Annotated in this window: 9 protein-coding genes and 3 pseudogenes; 2 read left to right on the forward strand and 10 right to left on the reverse strand. The window is 33.7% G+C overall.

What is annotated here, in order from left to right; translation table 11 throughout:
* Window positions 1-60: 60 nt before the first annotated feature.
* The 7 genes and pseudogenes from QRE67_RS15475 to QRE67_RS15505 form a co-directional block, all read right to left on the reverse strand.
* Complete coding sequence (locus tag QRE67_RS15475; protein ID WP_286125297.1) at window positions 61-270, reverse strand: DUF1657 domain-containing protein; 210 nt, start codon at window positions 268-270, stop codon at window positions 61-63.
* 213 nt (window positions 271-483) lie between these two features.
* Entirely contained in the window at window positions 484-1617 is a 1134-nt protein-coding gene (locus QRE67_RS15480) for an aminotransferase class V-fold PLP-dependent enzyme (RefSeq protein ID WP_286121055.1), read from the reverse strand.
* A 233-nt stretch (window positions 1618-1850) separates the two neighbouring features.
* Window positions 1851-1994, reverse strand: a pseudogene (locus QRE67_RS15485) (IS4 family transposase); the annotation flags it as partial.
* A 127-nt stretch (window positions 1995-2121) separates the two neighbouring features.
* A complete protein-coding gene (locus tag QRE67_RS15490) occupies window positions 2122-2661 on the reverse strand; it encodes a GNAT family N-acetyltransferase (protein ID WP_286121056.1) in 540 nt (179 codons plus the stop codon).
* Window positions 2662-3448: 787 nt separating this feature from the next.
* Window positions 3449-3907 carry a tRNA (N6-threonylcarbamoyladenosine(37)-N6)-methyltransferase TrmO gene (tsaA, locus tag QRE67_RS15495; RefSeq protein ID WP_286121057.1) on the reverse strand — a complete coding sequence of 153 codons (459 nt, stop codon included), beginning with the start codon at window positions 3905-3907 and terminating at the stop codon, window positions 3449-3451.
* Complete coding sequence (locus QRE67_RS15500) at window positions 3876-4619, reverse strand: hypothetical protein (RefSeq protein WP_286121058.1); 744 nt, start codon at window positions 4617-4619, stop codon at window positions 3876-3878. Before QRE67_RS15500 ends, tsaA begins: the two co-directional genes overlap by 32 nt.
* A 112-nt stretch (window positions 4620-4731) precedes the next feature.
* On the reverse strand, window positions 4732-5418 hold the full coding sequence (locus QRE67_RS15505) for an IS6 family transposase (protein ID WP_098929416.1): 687 nt from the start codon (window positions 5416-5418) through the stop codon (window positions 4732-4734).
* A gap of 507 nt (window positions 5419-5925) precedes the next feature.
* Here QRE67_RS15505 and QRE67_RS15510 point away from each other — a divergent pair.
* Window positions 5926-7371, forward strand: a complete 1446-nt coding sequence (locus QRE67_RS15510) for a L,D-transpeptidase family protein (RefSeq protein ID WP_286121059.1) — start codon at window positions 5926-5928, stop codon at window positions 7369-7371.
* 474 nt (window positions 7372-7845) lie between these two features.
* Here QRE67_RS15510 and QRE67_RS15515 read toward each other — a convergent pair whose 3' ends face one another.
* The 3 genes and pseudogenes from QRE67_RS15515 to QRE67_RS15525 all read right to left on the reverse strand — a co-directional run bounded on the left by QRE67_RS15515 (window position 7846) and on the right by QRE67_RS15525 (window position 11445).
* Entirely contained in the window at window positions 7846-9060 is a 1215-nt protein-coding gene (locus QRE67_RS15515; protein ID WP_286121061.1) for an MFS transporter, read from the reverse strand.
* Window positions 9061-9164: 104 nt separating this feature from the next.
* A complete protein-coding gene (locus tag QRE67_RS15520) occupies window positions 9165-9614 on the reverse strand; it encodes a MarR family winged helix-turn-helix transcriptional regulator (protein ID WP_286121062.1) in 450 nt (149 codons plus the stop codon).
* A gap of 522 nt (window positions 9615-10136) precedes the next feature.
* Window positions 10137-11445 (reverse strand): annotated as a pseudogene (locus QRE67_RS15525) (IS4 family transposase).
* 106 nt (window positions 11446-11551) lie between these two features.
* Here QRE67_RS15525 and QRE67_RS15530 point away from each other — a divergent pair.
* Window positions 11552-11758: pseudogene (locus QRE67_RS15530) on the forward strand (NUDIX domain-containing protein); the annotation flags it as partial.
* Window positions 11759-11848: the final 90 nt, after the last annotated feature.

Here is an 11848-nt window from a genome sequence, read left to right on the forward strand (position 1 = left end):
GTTATCTAAGCTGAGCACTCTTCCATTTGGACGATATTCTAAGTGAAAGGTATTATGTTATTATTTGTACTGAGGCTCTTCTTGTTCAATTTGCTGAAGACGAGGATTTAAAAATTCAATAATTTCTTGAGTTTGTTGTGCTGCACCTTTATATAATTGTTTTGCTTGCTGGTTATCAGTATCAAGAACAAATCCTTCTAGGCATGCTTGAGCACTCTTTAATCCAGCGATAGTTTGTTTAAGTTTAGTGCTGTAGCTTTGAAATAAAATTTGATCAAAAATACCTCGCAATCCCAAGTTTTACGATAAATAAAAAGAATCCATTTTGAAAAAAATTGATCAAAATGGATTCCTCTTCAGCAGATTTAAGTTTGGTTTTTATAAAAAACTTTGATTATTTCTACCTATGTTGTTCCACAATCGCGCCCTTTAGCAGAATAACAAAACAATCCTCAATTCAGGTTTGTTTGAGTAAATATTTACTTAATTCCCATTTGTTAAGATTGCAAGCTCATCTATTGCGTATTTTATTTCATCTTTAATGTTATAGAAATGAGGGGCAATTCTTATTACATCTTTTCTTGCAGAAACAATGATTTTTTTGTCTCTTAACATCCCTTCTACTTTTGATGCATTTTCAACATGAAAAGACATTAGACTTGTTCTATTATCAGTAGATAATGGTCCAATGAGATGCAATCCTTTTTCTTTTCCATAATGTATGGTGAATTGGGTTAGCTCTTTTAAATAGAATTCAATATTACCTATCCCAACCTCAAGTAGTAATTTTAGTGCATCATAAGCTGCATAAATACTTATAAAAGAAGGCGTACCCGTTTCAAATCGACGCGACCCCATTGCAAAAACAGGATTATAAATGTCAAATGAAGATGCTTGGTCTTGTCCCAGCCATCCCGTAACTCTTGGTTTTAATTGCTCTGCCAGTTCTTTTTTTATATACAAAAATGCTACACCGGGAATTCCTAACATGTATTTACGAGTTCCCGTTGCTAATATATCAATCTTCATCTCTTTCACATCAATCGGAATATGTCCTGCTGATTGATAAGCATCGACGAATAAAAGCGATCCTTTTCTATGCACAATATCAGCAATCTCTCTAACGTTTTGCTTATATCCGTTGTAATAATTCACATGGGGAATACATGTAATAAGCGTATCATTTGTTATTTCTTTTTCATATTGTTCCAGAGGTATTTCCCCATTGGAAGAACGAATTACGGAAATATTATCCTTAAACGGTTCTTGTGCAAACCATATATGACCTACAGTTGGAAAATCTATATCCGTAAACACGACTTTATTTTTCTCTTGCTGATAAGGGAGGGAAGTTGCAATAGCAGAAATAGCATCAGAAACAGAACATAATACAGCAACCTCATCTGTTTCGGCTCCAATAAGTTCAGCAAATTTCACCCTAGTCTCATCCACTTTACTTATCGCTTCATTCCAATTACTCCCCGACAGAAGTAGGCTATTATGATATTCCTCAATAGCTTTTGAAACAGACTTTGCCAATGCACCTTGGGAGCAACTAGCTAGATGTGTATGAGTAGCTAATATAGGAAATAATGCGCGATAAAAATCATGGTTCAATTCCTTTACCCCCTTTTCTTCACATCAAATAATTCTGTATGTGAATTTTAAAATCCTTCTTCCACTATTTGGCCCTTTAGTGGAGTAACTTTATTGCTAATCAACAGTTCCTTAATCCGCCTTTCAGTTCAGATCTTTTTTTCACTTTTCACTATAAAAACACCCCTTTAGATAAACAGATCCAAAGGGGCAAAACATCGCGTCTTTTTATAAACACCTTGACTTTATTTAAAAGCAACTAACTCCTGTGCTTGATATTTACTCTTTCGCTGAACAAATCCTTTTTCTTTGGCTAGGTATTCTAGAACATGAGGAGATATATGTCGTTGTAATTCTTCAGCAATCGGTTGAAGTTCATCAAGAATCGAAAGATTCATAAAGAAACGCCATCCTTTCCTATAATTCTACAGAAAGGATAATGTCTTTTTTGTTTTATGGATAGTGTGAAACCTTAGCTTGATGGCGATGAGGTAGGACACCTTTTTCAACTAACGTACCTCTAGTCTAATAAAGATAGCCTAATAAATCTAACTCTCCATCCTGCCATTTTACATTTCCCAGTTCCTTAATCATAAGTTCGTTTATAACTTCACTTCCTATGCTGAAAGTAGTCTGATTTTGTTCATCTATTTTAAGCCACTTGCATTTATTCTCTACCGATTTGTATCCTTTTTTTAAATACAAGCTTTTGTTATCGGCAAATAAGAGTAGAAAGTCAATAGACTTACCCTCGCAGAAATTCTCTATTTCCGAAAGCAATAAGGTTCCTATTCCTTGAGAACGAGCTTCTCTTGATACGCATAAATCAATAATTCCAAGAACTCTTATAGGCATACCATTTAAGTTCATCACTCTATAATCCAAACCTACCTGACCAATAAGTTGATTTTTCTCAGTTAAAGCTAATAATCTAAAATGAGGGAGTTGTTTAAAATAGATTCTTTCCCGAGGGTAACTTTCTTCAAAACACTCTACTAATAATCTTTGAATAGCCAGCCTTAACTCTTGATCCATTTCATACTCAAAAATCTTTTCTATGTTCAAGTTATCTTCTCCTCACGACTAAGTTTTCTACAAAAATTTCGTCAGCATTAAACAGTAATCCTTCTAGCGGTACTTTATATATTTAGTTTAATGGGTATAGGGACTGCTGCATAGCCATTAAGTTGATATCTTAGATGCCCGCGGAACAAATATTTTTACCTTTTATAATAATTAAGCTTATTTCTATCGTTTTGAAGTACCCCCATTGCCATCAAGCTAAGATTTTGAAGTACCCCCCAAAACGAAATTTTTATCTCTCTACAGCTAAATATGAGAACTAAGCTTATTTTTTTATTTAGGATAGGAAATTATGATTTCAAAGTTCATACAAAAAATGAATGTAAACTTTTGAATATTTGTTTACATTCAAATCCCCGAAAACATTGACTTCATCTCAATTCCCCTGGTATCATCAAAATTAGCAAGAAAAGTATACATTCAAAACATTGTAAATAAAGAGATTATAAAACCTATTCGAAGTAAAGAACTACTTAATTGAAATGATTTAATTAATCAAAAATCTCATGATTATGATAATATATTGTTTAACAGATATTAAAAAGGAGGACATAATAATATGACTGATTCCAAACAAAAAACACCCCTTTGGGAATGGTTTGCTTATCTTGGAGCAACCGTAACAATCATAAAACTTGTATATACATATTTGTTTTAAAATCAAATATATACTCTCTACACAACCAAAGTTAACATAACCCCACTTAACGGTAGTAAAAAAGCTAGCTCTATGCTAGCTTTTTATCATTATTCGTATTAAATAAAGAAATTAGAAATAATTTCTCATTAATTCTTTCATCCATACAGGAACACAAGTATCTTTTCTTGAATCAAACTCTGGTATATAAGGTTTAATGTCTAATACTGGTGTCTTATTATTAGCATCTAATCCTTTTACAGTAATTACGTTATCATCAATTGATAATATCTCAACTGTAGAAATCCCAATAGGATTAGGACGATACTTTGTTCTTTGTGCAAAACAACCCTTCTCGACTAAAGTTTCAATTCCTCTTGGTTTTCTAATCCAAGATTGATTCTTTTCTTCTTTAAATTGATCCATGAAAAAGATAACCATAGCATGCGAATATTCTTCTAACCCAATTAGTCCTTCTTTATATTCTGGATTAATTATGATAGTCGAAACAATTTCACCCCATTTTTCATATACCTTTTCATCAATAATTGATGTTACTTCACCTATAGAAGACACATTTATTAAACTCAAATTTTATTCCTTCTTTCTTTACATAATTTCCGTTAACGGTAGTAGAAACCTTACCATTTAACATTCCCCATTCAAAATCATCATAAGGACTTAAATTTTCCTCTCCATATTTATCTTCTACTCTTTTAGCCGCTTTTAAAGCCCTTTCCCAAACTTCAGGATCAACTGTTTCTAATTCATTTTCAATTTTGTATTTTAATACTTGATGTCTGTCATACCAAATTTCATCAAATAATTCTTCAATAATTTCTGATACCATCTCTATCGTTCTGATTTCAAATAAATCTGATTCTCTAATATAACCTTCTTCTGAAATGTCGATATTGGAAATAATCTTTTCTAGCTTTTCTAATTTGCTTGTTATCAGATCATACTTTTTATCACGCTCAGCAAAATATGCTAACTGTTCTTCAATTGTTATTTCAATATCAAGAAATTCTAATCTAACTCCGTAATTGTCAGGGCTGTTTAATAAATTAACTACTCTTTCTAGATGAAAAATATCAACCTCATAACCTGTTAACTTTGTTAATTCTGACCTTTGAGATAAAGTTAATTCTTGATTAGTAATAAACGCTAAACCATCAACGCTATTTCTTTCAATTCCCTCAAGATCATGCGAAAATTTATCTTTAATTTCTCTAAAAGTTTGTTGACCCCTAGGAAAATAACAAGCTCCAATCCATTTAATACCACCTTTAATACAAACCATATCTTTAAGCCCATCTCGTCCGCCCAACGGATGTGATGGGTCAATTGATTTATATGGTTCTGTTGCAAAGTTTCCGAAAACATAAAGAGATGGGGAATATTGCGGACCAGTTTTATGAAACTATTAATAATTCATGTAATGCGTTATACGTCGAAAAAACGAAGTTTGGTTGAAGACTTCGCTTTTGTTTGTATATGGCATGAACAGTTTCTATACCTTTAATAGTACGTGAGGCATGGCGAAGACTTTGAAAGCCTAAGGAACGGGAAAATCGACGTTTCACATGTCGATGATCTTGCTCGATGATATTATTGAGGTACTTTATTGTACGATGAAAGGTATTTTTGTAAAGACCTATCTCCTTTAATTTTTTGAATGCGGAAGCTAAAGAAGGAGCCTTATCTGTCGTCAGAACCGTTGGTTCTCCAAAAGTTCGAGCGAGTCTTTTCATAAAAGCATATGCTGCTTGTTTGTCTCGTTTTTGACGAAGTTGAATATCAAGTGTTTGTCCCTCTTTATCAATTGCTCGATATAAATAACACCACTTTCCTTTAATTTTGATATAGGTTTCATCCAAACGCCAAGATAACAATGTGTTTTTGTTTTTCTTCTTCCAAATTTGATAGATAAGATTTCCATATTCATGAACCCAGCGCATGATAGTTGTTGGATGAATAGAAATACCACGTTCTTTGAGAATTTCAGACACATCGCGATAGCTTAAAGAAAAACGACAATAGTAGCCAACGGCTACCAAGATAATATCTTTCTCGAACTGTTTTCCTTTAAAATATCCCATTTGTTACGCTCCTTGTTTGTTTTTTACAGAGTTTAGTTTACTTTAGAAAACTTTGCAACAGAACCAGATAAAATATAAGAAAAAACACCCGCCTAAATTGGAAAAATTTTCGGTTGTGGCGGGTTATTCTTCGAATCGTTTCCGTACCCCATCGCCATCAAGCTAAGATTTTAAAATACCCCTAAACGGAAATTCTGTGTTTTTTATAGTACCGAAGTTCATTTTTATCGTTTTTTGGGCAACCTGTTCTGTTAGATTGATAGGCAATTTTTGTAATGATTTATTACTTGTAAGGGGCTTGGGATGGGCTTATAAGGGACTATTCAGTGTGAATTGAAAAAATTATCTACCATTTTTATGTGTCGTTCTATTAAAAAATCCAAATTTGGCCAATTTAATGCGATAAAATCTGGTCAAAGATAATGAAATTCTAAGAACAATAAGGTACACTAGTCAATGGCTTTAGTTTAAAATCTATTGACGTTGATGTATACGGAGGAAAGATTGATGAACAACAATACAATAAATGAGTCAGTTGAAGAAGTTGATAAAAAACGAGTAAGATCAAGCAAACGTTTTACAAATTGGAAGCTTATCGCAGCGGGTGGCGGTATAATTGCACTTCTCATTGGGGGAATGAGTTATTATCAGGCAACCCACTTCAATTCAAATGTTACGATTAATGACACAAAAGTCGCTGGTCTGACCGCTGATCAAGCAATACAGAAATTAAAAACATCTGGACTAGAAAACAAAGTCTATGTCGGTCAACAACAAATTTTAGATGAAAAAGATACGCAAACGGAACTTACGGAAAAAGATTTGCCTCAAGTTAAGAAACTATTAAAAAGCCAGTGGACATTTTTCCCTTCCTCAAAGGAAAAAAAATATTCACTGCTACCGGAAAAGGCGGATCAGTATCGTAGCGAAACGATGAAAAAACTTGTAGAGGAAAAGCTCGTCTCTATGAATAAAAAATTAAAAGCGCCTCAAGATGCTATGGCGAAGCTCGAACAAGGAAAAGTTGTTATCTCGAAAAGCGTTGACGGAGAACAGTATGACGTTACTAGTCTATTGAAAGATTACGACAAGCAGAAGTATAAAAGCGAAATTCATCTGAAATCTGCATACATACAGCCTATTAAAGAAGATAATCCGATTGTCAAAAAAGAGAAGAAAGCACTACAGGATCTTCTTCAACAGTCCGTTGATTATAAGGTACAGAATGAAGTTTATCCTTTAAAAGCGAAAGATTTAATTCAAAATGCCTCTATGTCAAAGGATATGAAAGTTACAATCGATGCGAGCGACATTAAGAATAAGATTGCTGGAATTAATAATACTAAATCAACATTAAATAAAGACTTCACATTTAAAACACATTCTGGTTCGGTCATATCAGTAAAAGGACAAGGCTATGGCTGGGCACTGGATGTTGAAAAAGAAACAAAGCAAGTCCAACAAGCCTTTGAAAAAGGCGAAAAATCGCTTTCTGCTTCTAATATTCACGGAAATGGCTGGAGTAATGAAGGCATCGGTTATGAAACAACATCGAATAATGGCATCGGAGACACGTATGCGGAAGTTTCAATTGCAGAGCAACAAATTTGGATTTACAAAGATGGAAAATTAGCAGTCACAACAAATGTAGTAACTGGTAAACATAGCACGAGTGAAGATACATCACCAGGTGTGTGGTACGTCCTTTATAAACGATCACCGTACACACTCAAAGGCAGCGCAGTAGGTAAACCTGATTATTCCGTTAAAGTAGATTACTGGGCTCCGTTCACAAATAGCGGCCAAGGATTCCACGATGCCGGCTGGCGAACAAACTGGGCAAATAATGCTTATTTAACGGGGGGATCGGGCGGATGTGTTAACCTTCCTCCTAGTATTGCTAAAACTGTGTATGATAATTTAAGCACTTATGAACCGGTTATCGTGTACTAGTAAATAGCAATCTCGCGTGAAGCGATGTATGTATCAAGAACTTAAATTTATAAAAAAAGCAGGAAATCGCGAGTGATTTTCTGCTTCTTTTTTATTATTTATGCTATGCATTTCTCGTGTGCGGGGTGGAAAAACAGTTATATACGTTAACGTAAATACATAAAGTCATAAAATCATAATTTCATGGCTTGTAAAAAAAGAGCATTACGTGGTGAGCTGTTAAAAAGAAAATAGCCTAATAGGGGTCACCATACACATCCATCAACTTAAGAAAACAAATCCACCCCAAAACGAAAAAATGAGCTTTTTTATTACAAGTTAGCACAAAATTTCGTTCTGGGGGTAGTTGTATCTTCTTAGCTTGATGACGATGTGGCGGTACCTCTTCTTTTTACAAGAAGAATTGGTGTGTTAACATAGAAAAAATGTTTAAATAAATAATTTCGACATATACATGTGGATTATTTATCCTTACTACTTTACTTGAGTTTGTTGTCCGTCTACTATTGTTGCTGTACTATCTTTCACTAAAAAATGAACAATCGGTAGTACTAGAAAACTAGCCATTGCACATAATATGCCAATAGATAAGAATGTCTGTCCGTGAACTAATAGCCAGGAAGCACTTGCAGATGCAAACATCATTCCAATATACATCGCTGAGCTATTAAGAGCCATTACGGTACCCCTTACCTTTGGACTTAACTCTGAGATTAAAGCAGTTAATGAAGATTGTCCAAACCCAATTGATGTACTCCATACTACGTGTACAATAATTGCAGATATTAAATGTTCAGTTAACAATGAGAAACTAATAACCCCAATTGCAGCGATAATAGTAGCAATTGAAATAACTACTTTTTTACCGATTTTATCTGCTAATTTACCACCTATGACGTTGCCTATAATACTACCTGCTCCCGCCAAAAAAATTACCATTCCTGTTTTTTCTACACTAAAATCAAAATTTTCTTTGTAATAAACTCCAATATAAGAAAACATCCCCTGTAAACCAATAGTCCACAAGAAAGTAGATAATAATGCAAAGAATATAGATGTATTTGTAAACGCAGTTTTAATCGCAGACACCATTGCCACTGGTGCAGACACTGGAATTTGATTAGTTGGTGGCGTTTTAGGCAACATGATCATTACAATAATTGCAACCAGCATTGCTAAAATCCCTATACCATAAAAGGTCCATTGCCAGTTACCAACAGAAGTTAAGAAAGCCCCAATCGGTACTCCTAAAACTGTTGAACCAACCATTGCCCCCATTACCATTCCCATTGCCATACCACGCATTTTATAAGGTATTTTATCACCTATCAATGCAAATATACTTGGCATAATCATAGCTCCTGATAACCCTGTTAATGCACGGAAAACTAAAATCTTGTTAAAATCTTGAGTTAGTCCTGTACAAAAAGTTCCTATTGAAAATATAAACATTCCTGTTACAATCATTTGTTTACGACCAAATTTATCAGAAATCGGTCCGAAAAATGGAGCTGTCAATCCATAAAATAAAGCGTAAGAGGTAATTAACCACCCTCCTTTTTCCATCGGTGTTGCAGTGGATTTGGCGATATCAGGAATTAAAGGTGATACCACTAAAGAATCCATTCCAACAAAAAATGCTACAACTGCTAGTAGAAACAACATAGGTTTAATTCCTTCGTCATTCACTTAAATCTCTCCTTGTCTTTCGATTTTATTTCACATATGAAATATATATCCAAACATATACTTCATATGTGAAGTATATGTTTAAACAAAAGTGTAACTATTAGTTACACTTTTGTTATTCCTTTTTCAACATTTAATAAATGGAGTTTATGATCTTTGAGCATTTCTGATAAAGTTATAAATTTTTCTTCATCAAAATAAGAAAAGTTTTCTTTAAGAAATACCTTATATTGAATATTTACTTTTTCTTTTGTTTCTTTACCTTTTTCAGTTAAATATACCAGGGTTTCTCTTTGATCAGCTGGATTTTTAGTAGTTGTTACAAAACCATCTCTCTTCATTCGTTGAATCATAGTAGTAACATTACTAGGAGCGCAACCAATTTTTTGTTTTAAATCAGACATAGAAGTTTTTTCTGAATCTGATAACACTTGTATTACTCCAAATTGAACTATACTGATGTCGAATTGTTCTAATTGATTTTCCAGATTATTTTGTAATTGGTGATATACATCTCTAATTAAAGTATATAATTCTCTTTCCGCTATTTGCATAGAAAACACCCTTTCTTCAGAGAATGAAGTCTACACTAGACAAATTAGATGTGAATAATTATATTTTCTGTCAAATAATGAATATGTAACTTTACAACTATTCCTACATATCTTTCTTATTTCTCTGAAAGCTACCATATATTTCATATATGAATTATATGGCATAAATAAACAACAGTCAATTTTTTATAATATTCTTACTTTCAAAGGGGTAGCGTCACATCACCATCAAGCTAAGGTTTTGAAGTATACCCTAAATGAAAATTCTCTTTCTCTACAATTAGTTATTTTGAGAATTCAGCTCATTTTTTCTTTTTGGGGGTATTTACTTTTCTTAAGTTGATGGGCATGGGGGTTATCCACTTTCTTAGCTTGATGGATATGTGGCGGGACCCCATCGCTATCAAGCTAAGGTTAGGAAAGGCCAGTTTCAGAAGAAAATTTTTTCTTTTTCTAAAAATCAGTGTAGATCATTGGAAATTTTGCATATCAAATAAACCCTAACGGGTTTCACTTTTTTTATTAAGCTGCTTGATTGTCCGACATGGTACAATTATAAACGACACCTAATATATCAAAGACTGTTTTCTTCTTGTATCGATGAGATTTCCGTCCGTTTCGCTGTAGGAGGTTAAACAGACGAAGAAGAATCTTTGATAATCCTTGGGTGTCTTTTTGCATTGCTCGAAACAGAAGAAAAAAATAGTCTTTAATCATATATATGGCTTTATATTCACTCAGCTCTTGTTTCTTTTTTATGAGAAGTAACTTCCGCATTTGAAACATAATAGAGGAACAGAGTAGAATGGCAATCGTGTACTTGCCCCATCGGGACAATATCTGTAGGGGTATTTGTCATATATACATTGATACCACTGAGTCGTTTACTACGAGGAGAATACTTCATTCCTTTCTTCTTTTCTCTTACAGCTTGATCTTGTAATCGTTTTTTTTGTTGTTCTTTTGTTAGTCGATGTACAATCACACGAGTTGGTACTTTATCAGTCATTCCTACATAGGCTTCGGATATTTCACATGTTTGTCCTGGCTGAAGAGAGTTCATTAAGACCTCCATATCTATCTGTATATACTCTGTACCTTTCTTAATTCTTCCATCTTGAAAGTAATCAGGGTTGGGATTTTTTTGATAAATACGTGTATTCGACTTGATACGAGAGATATAGTAAGCTTTTTTATCTTGTATATGTTGAAGATCTTTCAAATGAAAATAACCTAAATCTCGGATACATAAATCATTCGCTGTTATAGTTGGGACACACAGAGAACCGTAGGTTCGATCATGTTGTTTACCTGGACCTGTATGAATATGTAGGAACTGTCCGCTTAACAGGTCATACTCAAGTTGAATTTTCATCCCAGCTGTATGACTGCAGCCTCCTGCACCTGGATAAACGAATGAAAAGATATCTGGAAGTTGAAATGCGGTGGAATCCAGGATCCGAATACGCTTGAAAACAGAAGTGAATGGAGAAGAAATCGGTATAAATGAGGCTAATTTTTGGTTTAGAAGTTCGGCTAATATGTGTTGCAAAAATTGAACGGCCGCTTTATTAAATCGTTGATTTAGTCCCTCAGGACTGATGAGAACTTCTGTTGACGCTTCTAAACAGCTAGATAGCTGAGTTAAAGAAGTCGTAGCGACATTTTGACTCATCCATACACATAAAGCGACTAAATCTTTGGCTTGGTACTTACTTGTTCGTTGCACAAAGCCAACATCTCTAGCAAGATTCCGTAAGATATTAGGGGATAAAAAGCTTTGAATTTCTTGAGCAAATAGTTGTAATTCATCAGATACAGAAATTGACATACAAAAACGCCATCCTTTCCTATGATTCTACAGAAAGAATAGCGTATTTTTTCATTTTAGGGGGAATTTTGTTTTGTTAGCTTGATAGCGATGTGGCGGGACCCCTATTAGAGAAGTTAGAGAAGAAACTGGTCTTGAAGTTAGTAACCTTGTTTATAAAGGACTTTATGAATATGTTAATCCAATCGCAAAAGACCGATATATGATATTTAATTATCTTATAAAGGATTTTAAAGGTGAATTGCTTCAAGACTCACTAGAAGGAAAAGCTGTTTGGGTGAATATTAAAGAAGCTTATAATCTTCCTATACAAGATTGATCAAAAATACGTCTAATAATGTTGATTTTCCAAATATAAAAAAAACTGTTTTTGAAAAAAGATTGTTCAAAACAGGTTCTTAAA

The organism is Bacillus sp. DX3.1, assembly GCF_030292155.1.
In the GTDB taxonomy this organism is placed as follows: domain Bacteria; phylum Bacillota; class Bacilli; order Bacillales; family Bacillaceae_G; genus Bacillus_A.

Coding starts and splice junctions, on each gene's coding strand:
- QRE67_RS15510 (WP_286121059.1), top strand. CDS start 5,926: ATGAACAACAATACAATAAATGAGTCAGTTGAAGAAGTTGATAAAAAA.
- QRE67_RS15500 (WP_286121058.1), bottom strand. CDS start 4,619: ATGGTTTGTATTAAAGGTGGTATTAAATGGATTGGAGCTTGTTATTTT.
- QRE67_RS15520 (WP_286121062.1), bottom strand. CDS start 9,614: ATGCAAATAGCGGAAAGAGAATTATATACTTTAATTAGAGATGTATAT.
- QRE67_RS15505 (WP_098929416.1), bottom strand. CDS start 5,418: ATGGGATATTTTAAAGGAAAACAGTTCGAGAAAGATATTATCTTGGTA.